18 protein-coding genes and 1 tRNA gene are annotated in these 15,061 nt (G+C 68.6%); 8 read left to right on the top strand and 11 right to left on the bottom strand.

Features of this window, described 5'->3' with window-relative positions; all coding sequences use genetic code 11:
• Window positions 1-148: 148 nt before the first annotated feature.
• A complete protein-coding gene (locus G7043_RS11975; RefSeq protein ID WP_166045614.1) occupies window positions 149-1,252 on the bottom strand; it encodes a hypothetical protein in 1,104 nt (367 codons plus the stop codon).
• Entirely contained in the window at window positions 1,249-3,060 is a 1,812-nt protein-coding gene (locus G7043_RS11970; protein WP_313887816.1) for a prolyl oligopeptidase family serine peptidase, read from the bottom strand. Before G7043_RS11970 ends, G7043_RS11975 begins: the two co-directional genes overlap by 4 nt.
• Before the next feature lie 271 nt (window positions 3,061-3,331).
• Between G7043_RS11970 and G7043_RS11965 the strand changes: the two genes are divergently transcribed.
• On the top strand, window positions 3,332-3,796 hold the full coding sequence (locus G7043_RS11965) for a hypothetical protein (protein WP_166045613.1): 465 nt from the start codon (window positions 3,332-3,334) through the stop codon (window positions 3,794-3,796).
• 74 nt (window positions 3,797-3,870) lie between these two features.
• The gene (locus G7043_RS11960; protein WP_166045612.1) at window positions 3,871-4,350 is read left to right on the top strand and encodes a GAF domain-containing protein; all 480 of its coding nucleotides are present in this window, start codon (window positions 3,871-3,873) and stop codon (window positions 4,348-4,350) included.
• Here the strand turns inward: G7043_RS11960 and G7043_RS11955 are convergent.
• From G7043_RS11955 to G7043_RS11940, 4 genes are all read right to left on the bottom strand, one after another.
• On the bottom strand, window positions 4,343-4,639 hold the full coding sequence (locus G7043_RS11955) for an antibiotic biosynthesis monooxygenase family protein (RefSeq protein WP_166045611.1): 297 nt from the start codon (window positions 4,637-4,639) through the stop codon (window positions 4,343-4,345). The genes G7043_RS11960 and G7043_RS11955 overlap by 8 nt on opposite strands.
• 24 nt (window positions 4,640-4,663) lie before the next feature.
• Window positions 4,664-4,885, bottom strand: coding sequence for a hypothetical protein (locus G7043_RS11950; RefSeq protein WP_166045610.1), 222 nt, complete (start codon window positions 4,883-4,885; stop codon window positions 4,664-4,666).
• Window positions 4,886-5,314: 429 nt separating this feature from the next.
• Window positions 5,315-5,388 (bottom strand) — tRNA-Pro (locus G7043_RS11945).
• 19 nt (window positions 5,389-5,407) lie between these two features.
• The gene (locus tag G7043_RS11940) at window positions 5,408-6,361 is read right to left on the bottom strand and encodes a metallophosphoesterase (protein WP_166045609.1); all 954 of its coding nucleotides are present in this window, start codon (window positions 6,359-6,361) and stop codon (window positions 5,408-5,410) included.
• Between the two features lie 68 nt (window positions 6,362-6,429).
• Here G7043_RS11940 and G7043_RS11935 point away from each other — a divergent pair, with 68 nt between their 5' ends.
• Window positions 6,430-6,900 (top strand): GatB/YqeY domain-containing protein, encoded by a 471-nt coding sequence (locus G7043_RS11935; protein WP_166045608.1) that lies wholly within the window; start codon window positions 6,430-6,432, stop codon window positions 6,898-6,900.
• A 43-nt stretch (window positions 6,901-6,943) separates the two neighbouring features.
• Here the strand turns inward: G7043_RS11935 and G7043_RS11930 are convergent, their stop codons facing one another.
• Entirely contained in the window at window positions 6,944-7,660 is a 717-nt protein-coding gene (locus G7043_RS11930) for a haloacid dehalogenase type II (RefSeq protein ID WP_166045607.1), read from the bottom strand.
• Window positions 7,661-7,712: 52 nt separating this feature from the next.
• Here G7043_RS11930 and G7043_RS11925 point away from each other — a divergent pair, with 52 nt between their 5' ends.
• Window positions 7,713-8,372, top strand: a complete 660-nt coding sequence (locus tag G7043_RS11925) for a GntR family transcriptional regulator (protein WP_166045606.1) — start codon at window positions 7,713-7,715, stop codon at window positions 8,370-8,372.
• Between the two features lie 3 nt (window positions 8,373-8,375).
• Here the strand turns inward: G7043_RS11925 and G7043_RS11920 are convergent, their stop codons facing one another.
• Complete coding sequence (locus G7043_RS11920) at window positions 8,376-10,826, bottom strand: penicillin-binding protein (protein WP_166045605.1); 2,451 nt, start codon at window positions 10,824-10,826, stop codon at window positions 8,376-8,378.
• A gap of 238 nt (window positions 10,827-11,064) precedes the next feature.
• On the opposite strand from G7043_RS11920, the gene G7043_RS11915 reads away from it, so the two are divergent.
• Entirely contained in the window at window positions 11,065-11,355 is a 291-nt protein-coding gene (locus G7043_RS11915; protein ID WP_086668180.1) for a WhiB family transcriptional regulator, read from the top strand.
• Window positions 11,356-11,358: 3 nt separating this feature from the next.
• Here the strand turns inward: G7043_RS11915 and G7043_RS11910 are convergent, their stop codons facing one another.
• Genes G7043_RS11910 through G7043_RS11900 form a run of 3 tightly spaced genes read right to left on the bottom strand, consistent with a single transcriptional unit; the run spans window position 11,359 to window position 13,771 of the window.
• Window positions 11,359-12,486 (bottom strand): ArsA family ATPase, encoded by a 1,128-nt coding sequence (locus tag G7043_RS11910; protein ID WP_166045604.1) that lies wholly within the window; start codon window positions 12,484-12,486, stop codon window positions 11,359-11,361.
• A complete protein-coding gene (locus G7043_RS11905; RefSeq protein ID WP_166045603.1) occupies window positions 12,483-13,475 on the bottom strand; it encodes an ArsA-related P-loop ATPase in 993 nt (330 codons plus the stop codon). Before G7043_RS11905 ends, G7043_RS11910 begins: the two co-directional genes overlap by 4 nt.
• 44 nt (window positions 13,476-13,519) lie before the next feature.
• On the bottom strand, window positions 13,520-13,771 hold the full coding sequence (locus G7043_RS11900; protein ID WP_166045602.1) for a hypothetical protein: 252 nt from the start codon (window positions 13,769-13,771) through the stop codon (window positions 13,520-13,522).
• 69 nt (window positions 13,772-13,840) lie between these two features.
• Here G7043_RS11900 and G7043_RS11895 point away from each other — a divergent pair, with 69 nt between their 5' ends.
• The 3 genes from G7043_RS11895 to G7043_RS11885 are packed head-to-tail and all read left to right on the top strand — an operon-like array spanning window position 13,841 to window position 15,052.
• Window positions 13,841-13,996, top strand: coding sequence for a DUF4177 domain-containing protein (locus G7043_RS11895; RefSeq protein WP_086668176.1), 156 nt, complete (start codon window positions 13,841-13,843; stop codon window positions 13,994-13,996).
• On the top strand, window positions 13,993-14,448 hold the full coding sequence (locus tag G7043_RS11890; RefSeq protein ID WP_166045601.1) for a RidA family protein: 456 nt from the start codon (window positions 13,993-13,995) through the stop codon (window positions 14,446-14,448). Before G7043_RS11895 ends, G7043_RS11890 begins: the two co-directional genes overlap by 4 nt.
• Before the next feature lies 1 nt (window position 14,449).
• On the top strand, window positions 14,450-15,052 hold the full coding sequence (locus G7043_RS11885; RefSeq protein WP_166045600.1) for a hypothetical protein: 603 nt from the start codon (window positions 14,450-14,452) through the stop codon (window positions 15,050-15,052).
• The last annotated feature ends 9 nt before the right edge of the window (window positions 15,053-15,061 follow it).

The following is a 15,061-nucleotide window of genomic DNA, read 5'->3' as shown; positions in this document are numbered from 1 at the left end:
CCACGCCTTGCTCTGCTCGTCCGGGCTGCGCTCGCGGTGCACACGACTGACCGGTGCCGGGAGGACAGGAGTCCCCTTTGCCTCCGCGACGCCGGTCAGCGCGGGTGACCGATCAGGAGGTGAGGCGCTCGGCGGCGCAGTCACCATGCTAACGCCCGCGCGGCGTGACCACCTGCACCTCTTGGTTCGCGACGTAGGGCGGGTAGCCGGGCCGGTCCACCCGCCAATCCCCGTCGTGGGAGAACATCAGGCCCACCCGCACGACGACAGCGGGGTTGGCCTTGCTCGTGAACAGCACCTCGTCGTTCTCGGTGATCGTGCCGGGACCCGTGGGCATGAAGCGCAGGTGGCCGGTCGGCAGGGCGGTGAGCAGACCGGGGATGCCGGAATCGGTGCGCACCTCGCCGTGGGCGGCCCAGGTGGCGGCGCCGACGTCGACCTCGCCGGAGGCGTCCTTGACCACGCCGAACAACCGGTACTGCGTCATGAGCAGGTCTCCGGCCGCCGGCGCCGGGTACCTGGCGGTGGTGACCGACACCGTCGCGGTCCTCGTCTGCGGGGCATCGCGCAGTCCCGCCGCGGGCCACATCGGCGTCTCCCCGGACTCCACGCCGTTGATCTGGCTGTTCCACGCCCCGGCGCCGCGCGGCAGGAACCGCCAGTACGTGTCGCCGAGCGGGCCCGTCTCCCGCGGTCCTGGGACGGTCGTGCTGACCATCACCGACGTCGTCTCCGGTTTGGCCAGCGCGAACGCCAGGCTGCCTCCGTTCGGGAAAGCGGCGTCCGCGGGGTCCTGGGTGGCGGCCACGAAACCGACCGCCAGCGGTTGTTCCTCGGGGAAGCTCACCGCGCGCACGAACAGCTGCTCGGTGCCGGGGGTGCCGGTGGTCGCCGGGCTGGTCACGAACGCCACGACCGGCCGGTCGTCGGCGGTGTACCCGGCCATGACCACCAGCACGGTGTTCACCGCCAGCGAGGACGACCGCTCGGCGTACAGCGGGTCCACGTCGCCGTCGGGTACACCGGGGCCGCCGGACGCGCGCCAGACCTCCTCGGCGCGGTCGAGCAGCGCCTCGTCACCCGCCAGCGAGCCTCGCAGCGACCAGTCGTCGATGTCGGGGAGACCCATGGACGCGATCGTGTGCACGGCGAACCCCACGACCACCGCCACGACCGCCAGGAAGGCGAGTCCGGCCCACGCCGCCGTTTGCAGCAGGTCCCGGACCCACCCCCCATCAGCGTTCGGTCTCACTTCGCGAGGTGCCGCCGCGCGAAGTCCACCTCGGCCGCCGTCTGCCGCATCGTCTCGGCGACGACCAACGAGCCGTGTCCCGCGTCGTAGCGGTACATCTCGTAGGTGTGGTCGCGAGCCGCGAGCGCGTCGAGGTAGTTGTCGATCTGCCGGATCGGGCAGCGCGGGTCGTTCTCGCCCGCGAGGATCAGCACCGGCGCGGTGACCTGCTCGACGTAGGTGAGCGGCGAGCACTCCTTGTAGAGCTCCGGCAGTTCTTCCGGCGAGCCGCCGAACAGCGCCCGGTCGAACGCCCGCAGCGGTTCCATCTCGTCCTCGTACGCCGCGAAGTAGTCGGCGACCGGGACGCCCGCGATGCCGACGGCCCAGCGTTCGGGCTGGACGCCGATGCCGAGCAGGGTCAGGTAACCGCCCCAGCTCGCACCGTTGAGGACCGACTTCGCCGGGTCGGTGAGCCCGGACTCGACCGCCCAGTCGTGCACGGCGGCGATGTCCTCGAGCTCGGTGAGGCCCGGCCTGCCCTCGATGGCGTCACGCCACTTCGAGCCGTAACCGCTGGAGCCGCGGTAGTTGACGTGCACGGTCGCGAACCCGGCGTCCAGCCAGACCGCGCGGTAGGCGGAGAAGCGGTCCTCGTCCGACGAGTGCGGGCCGCCGTGGATCAGGAACACCGTCGGGAACGGGCCCTCGCCCTCGGGCTTCGAGACCAGCGCGTGCACCTCGCCGACGAAGACGTCCTCGAGCTTCTGCGAGGTCGCGGGCTTGGCGCCCTGCGGCTCGACCAGCACGCGCTCGGTGCCGTCGGTGGCCAGCGCGCGGATCACCGTGGACTTCTCGGCGGACGACCACGAGTACTCGACCGTGCCGTCCGGCCGCACGCCCGCGGAGCCGATCACGCCGGGCGCCGTGTCCAGAGTGGACAGTTCGCCGGTCGCGAGGTCGTAGCGGTGCACGGTGTTGCGGGCGTGGTGGGTGTGCACGATCAGCAACGCGGTGGCGTCCGGGTACCAGTCGGCGGCGACCTCACCCGGCAGGTCGAGGACGATCTCCTGCTCGGTGCCGGCGGCGACGTCCCAGATCAGCAGCTCCTCGCGACCGCGGCGCTCGTGCAAAACCAGCAGCCGCTGGTCGCCGCGCACCGGGCTGAACGAGATGGCGTCGAGGCCCTTGCCCTTGCCGTCCCACTTCTCGCCCTTGTTCTCCCCGGTAACCGCGTCGAGCGCGCGCAGGGCCATGTGCCGGTTGTCGCCGTGCTCGGAGTGCGCGATCACGACCAGCGACTCGTCCTTCGACATCGCGCTGACACCGGCGTCGTTGACGTGCTGGTAGAGCACCTCGGTCTGCCCGTTGCGGGACAACCACACCGTGGTGCCGTCGTCGGTCGAGGCGGCCACCGCCGTCACGTCCCGGCCGAGCTCCAGACCGGCGGGGTAACCGGGCGTCACGGCCGGGATCGCGGGCTCGGCCTTGCTGCCGTCCGCGGTGAACGGCTCGCGCACCCAAACGCCGAACTCGTCACCGTCGTGGTCGTCGAACCACCAGATCTCGGTGCCGTCCGGGTTCAGCGTGGCGTGCGAAGTGCCGTTCGGCCGGTCGGTGACCTTGCGGTGCTCGTCCGCCGCCCGGTCCCAGGCGTAGATCTCCCACACGCCGCTCGCGTTGGAGACGTACAGCGTGCGGTCCGGCGCGTCGTCGGCCCAGCCGGGCAGGCTCATCCGGGGAGCGGTGAACCGCTCGCGCCACCGGGTCTCGGCGGCCGGATCGTCGAAAAGCTGGTCCGGAACGTTCGGAGAAGGGTGCGTGCTCACCCTTCAACACTAGGGCCTGTGTCGAAGTCTGGATCCGCGATAGCCGGGCCTGAGGCGGCCCCTGACGGCACGGACGACCGGCCCACGTACAACACCGGTATGCGGACCGGGCGTCCGCACCACCAGGAACCACCTCAGGCGCGACTCTCATCGAACCCAGACTTCGACACAGGCCCTGGTGCCGCGATGCACCCGTCTGGCCGTCGGAATACGGGCAAGGGCCGACGTTCCCCGCACTAGAGTCACGGGCAGTTTTCTAGGGGGACTTGTCATGACACGACCACAGCAGTGGGCCGCGGCGCCGCCACAACCGTCGCCGGGTTACCGGCCGCACCCGCAGCAGCCACCTCCGACGTACGCCCAGCCGCCGCGCAAGCAGCTGGTCACCACCGTCGTGACCCTGCTGCACTGGGCGTTCCTCGCGGGCACGTTCGCCCTGGCCGACCTCGCGATCCTGAGCGTCGCGATGACCGGCGACGGCATGGTCACCGGAGTCTCGCTCGCGATCGCCTGGGCCACCCTCGGACTGCTCAACGTGCCGGCCGTGCTGGCCATCGACCACGCTGACTTCCGCCTGTCCCGGTGGGCGAGCCTCGTCACCGCCCTCGCGTTCGGCGGCGCGCTGGTCCGGTCAGCGGTCCTGGGTGCCGCCGGGCCCATCGAGTGGGTGGTGATGGTCGCGATGCTGGCGGTGTGCCTCCTCAACGTCTTCCTCACGCTCCGGCCGCGCCGATGACCGGCGAACTCGCCCGGTTTCTCCGGCCAGCGGAATAGCTAGGTGTGCGGCCCGCCGAGAGTTAACGTTGATACATGTCCGAAACGATGGATCGCCTCGCCGGCGCAGCCACGTTGGAGGAAGTGCAACAGGTCGTGCGCACCACGGCCCGGTCCTCGCTGGCCGCCCACGGCGCGACGTTGGTGCTGCTGGACGGCGATCTCTGCTACTACGCCGACGAGGACTCGATGAGTCCGTTGTGGAAGGGCCAGCGATTCCCCGCGGTCAACTGCATCAGCGGCTGGGCGATGATCCACCGCCAAACCGTGGCGATCAGGGACATTCGCTTCGATTCGAGGATTCCTCAAGAAGCGTATCGGCCGACCTTCGTGCGAAGCCTGTTGATGGCCCCGATCCTGCGCCCGGAACCGATCGGCGCCATCGGCTGCTACTGGGCGATTCCGCACACCGCGACCCCCGACGAAATCGCGACGCTGGAGTCACTGGCCGCTGTCGCCGGCGACGCCCTGGAACGCTTCCCGGAGGGCCTGCCCGCGCGGGGCTTCCTCAGCTGATGTGACGGAAGTGCCGCAGGGCCAACGGCCGCTGCAGGTACTCGTCCTCGTCCGGAAAGGTCACCGGGTCGGTGCGCCAGCCAGGCCCCGCGTAGTTCTCGAGCGCCTGCTCGTCCCGCCACCGGCTCACGTACCGCACCTTCAGCGGGTCGTCGAGGTCGACGAGCACCTCGTGTCCCTCAAGTCCGTCGTACGTCTCCGGAAACGTCCTGACGAGGTCCCGCACCCGTTCGACGAACTCCAGCTCCCGCCCCGGCTTCACGAGAGCCTCGGACACACGCGTCAGCATGTGCCCGATCCTATTGGCACAGTTCTACTTGCCGAGCTCTTGCTCGAAGATCTGGTCGACCTGACGCGAAGCCCGCGACAACGCCTTGACCGCGGCCACGACCACCACGAATCCGGCTGCCACAACGGCGGTGACCCAAGCCGACGTGAGCATGTAGACGATCGCCAGCGTCTGCAAGACCACAATGGACTTTGCGACTACGACGATCCACGACCTGTGGACGGGTTTGGCGGCGGCGGAGTCCATCACAAGCATCTCCCGACTTTCGAACGAGTGCCGAACGCATTGCCTGTGTCGCGTCGATCAAGGCACCCGTTACTTACCGTGAGTTGAACCGTCAACCTTCACTCGAAGGGCTTAACGCTACGTGCACGTTCCGCATAGTTTGGCGCGGAACGGTGGCGCTGCGTCATGCAGACACGGTGGCCTCTGTGGCCGCTGGTGTCGAGCCGCATCACACGATCGAGTGGTCCTCGGGCACTATTGGTGGCCTTGTGAGGGAGGGGGGCGGGACCTTCGGCCCTGGGGTCGGCGAGCACTCCGGCGAATCGGCGAGAAGTGGTTTGTCGACAAAGCCATGTGGAGACCGCTGGCAGCTCGACGGCTGGGCATTTCGATGCACAAAACAAAAATCGGGCCGATTCCACTAAATCGTGGAATCGGCCCGATTTTTTGTCGGGGTGACAGGATTTGAACCTGCGACCTCTTCGTCCCGAACGAAGCGCGCTACCAAGCTGCGCCACACCCCGGCTGGGAACGAGTAGAACTCTACATCATGTCCGCTCCAGCTCCGAATCGGGCCCCCTCATTTCGCCCCTGACCAGGCGTAACCGGCCGCGGAACGAGAGTCAGCAGGGAAGCCTCCGGAGGGCAGCAGAACCGCACCGGCGCGTACGGCGAAGTGCCCATGCCGGCGGACACGTTCATCCACATGTGCGAACCCCACCGCGACACCCCGCGGGCGCGGCCGCGGTCCAGTTCGCAGTTCGTCACCAGGGCGCCGTAGAACGGCACGCGCAATTGTCCGCCGTGGGTGTGGCCCGCCATCACGAAGTCGTAGCCGTCGGCGGCGAACGGGTCCAGCACGCGCGGTTCCGGCGAGTGCGTGATGCCCAGACGCAAAGCGGCCTGAGGGTCCGGGGTGCCCGCGATGTCGACGTAGCGGTCGCGCTTCAGGTGCGGGTCGTCCACGCCCGCCACGAAGATCGTCTGGCCCTTCACCGTGATGGTGCGGCGGACGTGGGTCATGTCCTCCCAGCCGCGTTCGATCATGCCGGCGCGGAGGTCGCGCCACGGCAGCGTCACGCCGTGGATGCGCTTCGTCTTGGACGACGGCAGCAGGTAGCGCACCGGGTTCTTGAGCTTGGGCGCGTAGTAGTCGTTGCTGCCGAAGACGAACAGGCCCGGCTTGTCCAGCAACGGGCCGAGCGCGCGCAGCACGCCTGGTACGGCGTCCTTGTGCGCGAGGTTGTCGCCCGTGTTCACGACCAGGTCGGGGTTCAGGTCGGCCAGCGCGGCGACCCAGCGCTGCTTCGACACCTGGTTCGGCGTCATGTGCAGGTCTGAGATGTGCAGCACGCGGATCGGGCGCGCGCCGGGGCTCAGCACCGGCACCGTGGCCGTGCGCAGGGTCCAGTGCCTTCTCTCGATTCCCGCCGCGTACGCGACGGTGGCGGCACCGAGTGCGGTCGTGGTGAGGAGGGCGCGGCCGAGCTTGTTCACGCGTCAAGGGTACGGAAGGGGGATAACTCGATCGGCGCGGCATCCGGCGGGCGGTACCGTTCTGCGCCATGGCGGAGTTGAAGACGCGGTTGCAGAACGACCTGACTGTGGCGATGAAGGCCAGGGAGACGGTCACGGCCGGTGCGCTGCGGATGGCGCTCACGGCTGTCACGAACGAGGAGGTCTCGGGCAAGCAGGCCCGTGAGCTCAGCGACGATGAGGTCGTGAAGGTCCTCTCGCGCGAGGCGAAGAAGCGCAAGGAGGCCGCCGAGGCCTTCGACGGCGCCGGGCGCGCCGAGAAGGCCGAGTTGGAGCGCCAGGAGCTCGCCGTGCTGGAGGCCTACCTCCCCGCCCAGCTCGACGACGCCGAGCTCGCGTCCATTGTGGACAAGGCAGTCGAGGCCGTTGCCGCGCAGCTCGGTGAGACGCCGGGGCCGAAGCAGATGGGCCAGGTCATGAAGGCCGTCAACGCCGAGGTCGCCGGGCGCGCCGAGGGTGGCCGCGTCGCCGCCGCGGTGAAGGCCAGGCTGACCTCCTGAGAACGTCGTGCCGCAGCGGCCGAAACCGCTGCGGCACCCATTTCTAGAACGCTTTGTCGACAGCGTCCGCGAACTCGCCCATCGACCCGAACTCCAGGTCGTAGCTGAACTCCCCGGACGGCTCGGGCGTCGCGCCCCAGCCCGGCTGGTCGCGCCGACGGTTGATCCACACCGACGGCAGCCCCTCCCGCTTCGCCGGGACGTGGTCGTGGAACAGGCTCTGCGCCACGTGCAGCAGGCCCGAACGCTCCACGCCCAGCTCGGAAAGCGTTGCGTCCAACGCCCGGAAGTGGTTCTCGGCCGGCTTGTACGCGCCGACGTCCTCCGCGGTGATGATCGCTGCGAAGTCCCCGCGCAGCTGCCGGTTACTGCCCGCGAACCCGGCGCGGTGCACGTTGGACAGGATGATCAGCTGGTAGTGCGCGGCCAGTCGGGCCAGCGCGTCGGCGGAATCGGGGAACGCCGGCCAGTCCGGCACCGAGTCGCCCAGCCGCCGAGCCCACGAGTCGCTCACCTCGCGTCCCAGTTCGGCGCCGGCCCGGCGGAAGGCCGTGGCCAGCACGTCGGGATACAGCCGGAACGGCGTCTCCGCCGCCACGGCCGCCTCGTGCGAGCTGTACGCGAGCAGCAGCTCCTCCGTGGAGAGTTCGAGCCCCTGTTCGCGCGCCCACGGCGAAAGCACCGCGGCGAGACCGCTTTCCCAGTCGATGAGCGTGCCGTAGCAGTCGAAGCTGAGTGCCTGGAACTTCGTCAGGTCCATGAACCAAACTGTAGTACAGTTCAACTGTAGGGCAACCGGTTAAGCTGGCCACATGTCAGCCCTCGACGGCCTCGAAGTGCGCCGCACCACCACGGCCCAGCAGCTGGCCGACGGCCTCGCCGACCGGATCATGGCCGGCGCTTTCGGGCCAGGCGACAGGCTCCGGGAGAGTGCGATCGCCGCCGAACTGGGCGTCGCCCGCAACACCATCCGCGAGGCCGTGCGCATCCTGGAGCTCACCGGCCTGGTCCGCTACGAGGTCAACCGCGGCGCCGTCGTCATCGCGCCGACGCCGGAGAACGTCGAGGCCCTCTACACCGCGCGCGAACGCCTGGAAACGGCCGCGGCGGTCCGCACTCCGCGTCCCGAGCAGCTGCAAGCGATCAACACGGCGTTCGACGACCTGGTGGAGGCCGCGAAAACCGGTGACCCGAAGCAGATCGTCGACCGCGATCTGGCCTTCCACCAGGCGATCGTGACCACGCTCGACAGCTCACGGCTCGACGACTTCTACGCCGCGATGACCAAGGAACTGCGCTTCTACCTCACGGTCCTCTCGAAGGACGACACGCCGGACGAGATCGTCGCCGAGCACCGGGTCATCGTCGACGCCATCCGCGCCGGCGACCGTGACCGCGCGGTCGCCGAGATCAGCGCCCACATCGACACGAGCGTCCAGCGGCTCAAGCAGCTGCTCGCCGACGACCGGTAGCTCCTACCTCCTGGGGATGCCGGGTTCGGTCGGCAGCGTGATCGGTGGCGGTTCGTTCGGGTTGCCGGGGTTGCCGGGAGTGCCCGGCGGCGGCTGGTTCGTGGGCTCCGTGGCCACCGGCGGCGGCACGTAGCCCGAGCTGACCGACAGCGTGATCACCGTGCCGCGCAACGCGTTTCCGCGCGGCGACTGGCTCACGACCGTCCCCTTCGGCTGGTCGGAGTTGACTGTCTGCAGGTTCACCTTGTAGCCGGCCTGCTCCAGGGTCCGCATGGCGTCGTTGACCTGCTTGCCGACGACGTCGGGGACCTGGATCTCCTTGCCGCCCTTGAGGTAGCGCGGGTCCGCCGGTGCGAGCTGCGACACCGGCAGCGAGGCGTGCATCGCCGACATCGTCGTGAACCACGTCTTGGCCGGGACGGAGCCGCCGAAGATGTTGCCGCTGCCGCACAACCGGGGCGCGCCGGCCAGGCAGATCGGACGCGGGTTGGTGCCGTCGTTGAACGTCTGCACGGCGCCCGCGAAGTCCGGGGTCGCGCCGATGAACGCGGCCGACTTGTACTCCTCGGTGGTGCCGGTCTTGCCGATCATCGGGCGGGTCCACTTGGCCGCGCGGGCCGCTCCCGCGGCAGTGCCGTTGCCCTGGTCGTCCTTGCTCATGCCGATCGCGAGACCGTTCGCGAGGCCCTCGGCCACGACCTGCTCGCACGGCGCCTCGTTGACCTGCACGGCCTTGCCGTTGCGGTCGAGCACCTTGGCGATCGGGGTGGGCGGGCACCACTTGCCACCGCTCACGATGGTCGCGGCGACGTTCGCCAGCTCCAGAGTGGACACGGGTGCGGGCGAGAGCGTGAACGACGCGTTGCCGCCGTTCTGCTTGTAGAACTCGGTCTGCGAGATGCGGTTCTGCTTGTCCTTGGCCTTCGGGTCCGGCCGGGTGCCCTGCAGGTTCGTCGCCATCGTCTCGCGCATGCCCAGCCGGGACGCCATGTCGACGACGGCGTCCATGCCGGTCAGCTCTTCGAGGATCACGAAGCCGGTGTTCGGCGAGGTCTGCAGAGCCGCCTGCAGCGTCATCGACGACGGGTAGCTCGAGTCGAAGTTGCTCAGGCAGTACCAGCGGGTGCCGGGCTCACCGGTCGACGGGCACCGCTGGGCGCCGCCCTTGAAGACCTTCGAGGTGTACGAGGTCGGCGTCTGGATGACGTTCTCGATGCCGAGACCCTTCTCCAGCGCCGCCGCGGCCGTGAAGACCTTGTAGACGGAGCCCGCGCCGAACTTGTTCTCCACGCCGCTGGGCAGGTCGAACGTCGTCTGGTTCTGGTCCGCCTTCAGGCCGTAGTCGCGGTTCGCGACCAGCGCGAGCACGTCGTGGCGTTCCTTGCCGGGCTTCACCACGGCCATCGTGTTCGCGATGCCGTCGGTGCCCTTGGCGACGCCCGCCTCCGCGGCCGCCTTCGCCTGCGAGGTGACCGCTCTGTCCAAAGTGGTCTGAATGGTGTAACCGCCGGTGCGCAACTGCTCTTCGCTGAAACCGGCGCGTTGCAAGTAGTTCACCACGTAGGAACAGAAGAAACCGTTTTCCGGACCGGCGCCTACACAACCGTTCGGTGGCGTGCGAACCGGCGTTGCGAGTCCGAGGCCTTCCTTCTTCGCGGCCTCACCCGCGTCGCGCGACAGCTTGTCGTTCTCGACCATCCTGTCGATCACTTTGTTGCGCCGGTCCAAAGCTTTGTCCGGATACGCTTCGGGGTCGAGTGCTGACGGACTGTTCACCATTCCCGCGAGCATCGCGGCCTGCGGAACCGTCAACTTGTCCGGCGTCGTGTTGAAGTAAGCCTGCGCCGCCGCCGCGATGCCGTAAATCGTCGAACCAAAAGGAACGACGTTGAGGTACCGGGCGAGGATCTCCTCCTTGCCGAGCTTTCGCTCCAGCTGCAACGAGATCCGGGCCTCGCGCATCTTGCGCGCGATGGTCTGCTCCTGGGCCTTGGCCTGCTCCAGCTTGTTGTTCCGCGCCACCACGTGGACCAGGTAGTTCTTGACGTACTGCTGGGTCAGCGTGGACGCGCCCTGCGACACTGAGCCGCTGACCTGGTTCGTCAGCCCGGCGCGGATGGTGCCCTTCCAGTCCACGCCCTGGTGCTCGTAGAACCGGCGGTCCTCCACCGAGATCAGCGCCGCCTTCATGGTCGGCGAGATCTTCTCGGGTGGTGTGAGGACTCTGTACTGGTCGAACAGGTAGGCGATCGGCTGCCCGTCCTTGTCGGTGACCTTGGTGATCAGCGGGGGGTCCGTGGTCACGAGGTCGGCGGAGATGCTGTCCACGGTGTCGCTGGCGCGGTTGGACACCAGGCCCGTCGCGCCCACGACTGGGAACAGCATGCCGGCGAGGAGAACCCCAGCCAGCAGGCACAGGCCGAGCATCTTGAGCACGCCATTCCTGACTCGCACGCGGGTCAGCGTACGCCGTACACGAACGGGTGAAGGTGATCAGTAAGCCCCGTTACTCAGCATGAGTAGAGATACGCAAGACAGGTAACAGTCGGGTGACCCAGGGTTGGACGTGGAACCGAACGGCACTACAGTCCGTCAACGTCCAAGGAATGCAGCCGTAGCTCGAACGCTACGGCATCCGTGGCAGGGGTGTGGCGGATTTTCCACATTTGGACAGCACTGAGGAGTGGGGGATATGAACCAGGGGGATTGGCGTATCAACGCTTCGTGCCGAGACGAAGAGCCTGACCAGCTCTTCGTACGAGGTGCGGAGCAGCGCAAGGCGAAGCTCGTGTGCCTGGGTTGCCCAGTTCGCATGGAATGCCTGGCCGAAGCGCTGGATAACAGGATCGAGTTCGGGGTCTGGGGAGGCATGACCGAGCGCGAACGCCGTGCTCTGCTGCGTCGCCGGCCTGACGTGGAGTCGTGGTTCGAACTGCTCGACACCGCACGTCAGGAGCACCTCGAAGACACCAGGGTGGGATAACTACTACTCCCCGGCGAGGCGCCGACCTATCTCTCGGAGGCCGTCCAGGTCGTGCACGTCCGCGGGCAACGCGGGCACGCCGACCAGCGCAACACCGGGGTGAGCACGTGTGAACCGGGCCAGCAGCCGCTTTTCCCGACTGGCGACTGCTGCCCGGTCCGCATGCAACCGGAGCACCGCCGCCGCGAGCGGCGCATCACCGGAGCGGTCCAGGTCGTCCGCTGCGGCGAGCGCGTTCGCCGCCGGCAGGTCCGTCGCGAGCACGGGATGAGTCCTGTTCGCCACGAGCCCGCACAGCGGCATGCCTTCGGCGCTCAGCCGTTCGACGAAATAGCTCGCCTCGCGCAACGCGTCCGGTTCCGCGGCCGCCACCACGACAAATCCGGTGCCCGGTGAGCGGAGCAGCTCGTACGTGCGCTGAGCGCGTTCGCGGAATCCGCCGAACATGCTGTCGAACGCCTGAACGAATGTCGACGCGTCCTGCAACAGCTGGCCGCCGACGATCGTCGACACGGCACGCGTGAAAAGGCTGAAACCGGTTCCGACGATCTTGAGCAAACCTCGGCCGCTCGCGCGTGCGGGCGCGGAGAGCATGCGGATGAACTTGCCGTCGAGCACGGTCGACAACCGCTGCGGCGCGTCCAGGAAGTCCAGCGCCGACCGCGACGGCGGGGTGTCGACGATGATCAGGTCCCAGTCGTCCTGCGCCACCAGCTGGCCGAGCTTCTCCATCGCCATGTACTCCTGCGTGCCGGAGAACGACGAGGAAATGGTCTGGTAGAAGGGGTTCGACAGGATCTGGTCGGCCCGGTCTCGGCCCGCGTGGGTCAGCACCATGTCGTCGAACGTGCGACGCATGTCCAGCATCATCGCGAACAGCTCGCCCTTGGGCTCGAAGCCGTCGACGACGACCTCGCGCGGGGTGTTGTCGAGCTCCCGCAGGCCCAGCGACTGCGCCAGCCGCCGCGCCGGGTCGATCGTCAGCACGACCACGCGCCGGCCGCGTTCCGCCGCCCGCAACGCCAGCGCCGCCGCGGTCGTCGTCTTGCCGACGCCACCGGAGCCGCAGCAGACCAGCACGCGGGTGCCCGGGTCGTCCAGCAGCGGGTCGAAGTCGAGCCTGGTGGTCACCGCACACCCGCCGCGACCAGCACCTCGGCCAGCTCGTACAGCGCGGCCACGTCCACCCCGTCGTTCAGCTCCGGCAGCTCCACCGTCGGCAGGTCCGAATGGCTGAGCAGCTCCATGGCTTCCTCTTGTGACTGCACCCGGATGGCGTGCTCCACGGTCTCGTCGACCAAACCTTCGAGCGTGAACTCGTCGAGATCCAGCCCGGCGGCCTGCAGACCGGCGCGGACCCGTGACTCGTCGATCCGGCCCTCCGCGGCGACCGGCACCGAACGCGCGGGCAGCCGGGCCGGGTGGACCCGGTTCACCAGCACCGCGCCCGGCCGCAGGTCGGCACCGTCGAGCTCGGCGACCGCGTCCAGGGTCTCGCGCACCGGCATCTCCTCCAGCAACGCCACCAGGTGCACCGCGGTGTCGCCGGAGTGCAGCAGCCGTACGACGCCCTCGCTCTGCCCCTTGATCGGCCCGACCTTGGCCAGGTCGGCCATGGCCTTGGTGACGTCCAGGAACTTGACCACGCGCCCGGTCGGCGGCGCGTCCAGCACGACGGCGTCGTAGAGGTGGCGGCCGTCCGGCCCGGTGCGGTTCACGCACTCCTTGACCTTGCCGGTCAGCAGCACGTCCCGCAGGCCGGGGGCGAGCGTGGTGGCGAACTCGATCGCGCCCATCTTGCGCAGCGTCCGGCCCGCGAACCCGAGGTTGTAGAACATCGCCAGGTACTCGAGCAGCGCGGCTTCCGCGTCGATCGCGAGCGCGTGGATCTCACCGCCGCCCGGCGCGGAGGCGATCCGTTCCTCGGCGTAGGGCAGCGGGGCGCGGTCGAAGAGCTGGGCGATGCCCTGCCGGCCCTCGACCTCGATCAGCAGCACCCGCCGGCCGCCGGTGGCCAGCGCGAGCGCCAGCGCGGCCGCGATCGTGGTCTTGCCGGTGCCGCCCTTGCCGGAAACCACGTGCAGACGGGCTCGGGTCAGCTCCTCGGTCCACGACGTCACACGTCCAGACTATGTGTGAAATCGGCTGGAGGTGGACCGGTCGGTCAATCGGCCATGGTGAGGAAGAGAACGGCCATGGCGGTGGCGGCGACCAGCGCCCAGGCCACGACCGACGGCAGCCACAGCGCGATGCTGAGCGTGATCACGGCCACGACCACGAGCCCGATCAACCCGGCCTGCACGACCTCTTTGCGCTCACTGTGCTTGCGATCACGCACCTGAGCCATGGCGACGAGCACCATCACCAGCCCTCCGACACCGAACAGGCTGGTGGCGATGATCCGCCAGGTTTCCATGTGATCAAGGTAGCCCGAAGTCCGGGAACCGCGCAGGCGTCGTTCGGGTGGCGGGTTAGGCTCCGCGTCATGACCAAGTGGGAGTACGCGACCGTGCCGTTGTTGATCCACGCAACGAAGCAGATCCTCGACCAGTGGGGCGAGGACGGCTGGGAGCTGGTCACGGTGCTGACGAACCCGACGGGGGAGCAGCACGTCGCGTACTTGAAGCGGGTGAAGGCGTGAGCACCTGGAGCGCCCGCCTGAAGGAGCTCGGCATCGAGCTGCCCGGCGTCGCCGCCCCGCTCGCCGCCTACGTCCCCGCCACGCAGAGCGGGTCGTGGGTGTTCACCTCCGGTCAGCTGCCGTTCGTCGAGGGCAAGCTGCCCGCCACCGGCAAGGTCGGCGCCGAGGTCTCCCCGGAGGAGGCCAAGCAGTACTCCGCGACCTGCATCCTCAACGCGCTCGCCGCCGTGCACGCGCTCGTGGGGATTGACTCGATCAAGCGAGTCGTGAAAGTTGTCGGGTTCGTGGCCTCCGCCGAGGGCTTCACGGGGCAGCCGGGTGTCATCAACGGTGCTTCGGAACTGCTGGGCGAGATCTTCGGGGACGCGGGCAAGCACGCCCGGTCGGCCGTGGGGGTCGCCGAGCTGCCGATCGGTGCTCCAGTTGAGATCGAACTCATCGTCGAGGTGTGACATGTCGGACACGTGCCACGAACTGCTGCTGCGGCTCGCCGGGCGCCTCCCGGACGACCTGCTGTGGCGGTACCGGGACTGGGCCGCCTCGGACGCGTATGCGGTGCTCGCGCGGTCGTTGCCGCGCACTCTGCTGCACGGACGCATCCCTCTGACGGATCATGAAATGCGCCTTTTGCAGGACGCGCTGGTGCCCTACGGGGCGGAACCCGGTGCGGTCAGTTCGGTCAAAGGACTGGACGAACTGCCACCTACCGACTACACCTTTTCCCCAGAATCACCCGATCGGGTGCCGATGGGGGATTCCGCGACCGTCGTGCTCGGTGCCACGCTGCGAGGCCGGCACGGGGTCGGTGAGGTTCGCTCCTGCTGGCGCATCGGTCCCTCCGGGGTCAACCGCGTCCTGCTGGTCGCGGCGACCACCGGCCACGCCCGGCTGACCGGCGAGTTGCAGCGAGTGTTGCGTGCGTTGGGCGAACACGACCCGTGTGTCGAGGTCGTGCCGTCCGGTCTGGACCTGCCGCCCTACCACCGGGCGGCGTTGGCGGCATCGGAGCTGGTGTGCGCCGGCGCCGAGTCCGAGGAGCACTTGGTGCTCAGCTAAGGAGAGTTG

It is taken from the genome of Lentzea alba, assembly GCF_011067745.1.
GTDB classification, from domain to species: Bacteria; Actinomycetota; Actinomycetes; order Mycobacteriales; family Pseudonocardiaceae; genus Lentzea; species Lentzea alba.
Note: the sequence above shows the minus strand (reverse complement) of the source record. Positions and strands in the feature narration are given on the sequence as shown.

Bases quoted from the DNA above. Each gene is read 5' to 3' on its own strand.
- G7043_RS11960 (WP_166045612.1), top strand. From the start codon at position 3,871: ATGTCCGAAACGATGGATCGCCTCGCCGGCGCAGCCACGTTGGAGGAA.
- G7043_RS11950 (WP_166045610.1), bottom strand. From the start codon at position 4,885: ATGGACTCCGCCGCCGCCAAACCCGTCCACAGGTCGTGGATCGTCGTA.
- G7043_RS11925 (WP_166045606.1), top strand. From the start codon at position 7,713: ATGTCAGCCCTCGACGGCCTCGAAGTGCGCCGCACCACCACGGCCCAG.
- G7043_RS11900 (WP_166045602.1), bottom strand. From the start codon at position 13,771: ATGGAAACCTGGCGGATCATCGCCACCAGCCTGTTCGGTGTCGGAGGG.
- G7043_RS11930 (WP_166045607.1), bottom strand. From the start codon at position 7,660: ATGGACCTGACGAAGTTCCAGGCACTCAGCTTCGACTGCTACGGCACG.
- G7043_RS11935 (WP_166045608.1), top strand. From the start codon at position 6,430: ATGGCGGAGTTGAAGACGCGGTTGCAGAACGACCTGACTGTGGCGATG.
- G7043_RS11955 (WP_166045611.1), bottom strand. From the start codon at position 4,639: ATGCTGACGCGTGTGTCCGAGGCTCTCGTGAAGCCGGGGCGGGAGCTG.
- G7043_RS11965 (WP_166045613.1), top strand. From the start codon at position 3,332: ATGACACGACCACAGCAGTGGGCCGCGGCGCCGCCACAACCGTCGCCG.
- G7043_RS11885 (WP_166045600.1), top strand. From the start codon at position 14,450: ATGTCGGACACGTGCCACGAACTGCTGCTGCGGCTCGCCGGGCGCCTC.
- G7043_RS11895 (WP_086668176.1), top strand. From the start codon at position 13,841: ATGACCAAGTGGGAGTACGCGACCGTGCCGTTGTTGATCCACGCAACG.
- G7043_RS11915 (WP_086668180.1), top strand. From the start codon at position 11,065: ATGAACCAGGGGGATTGGCGTATCAACGCTTCGTGCCGAGACGAAGAG.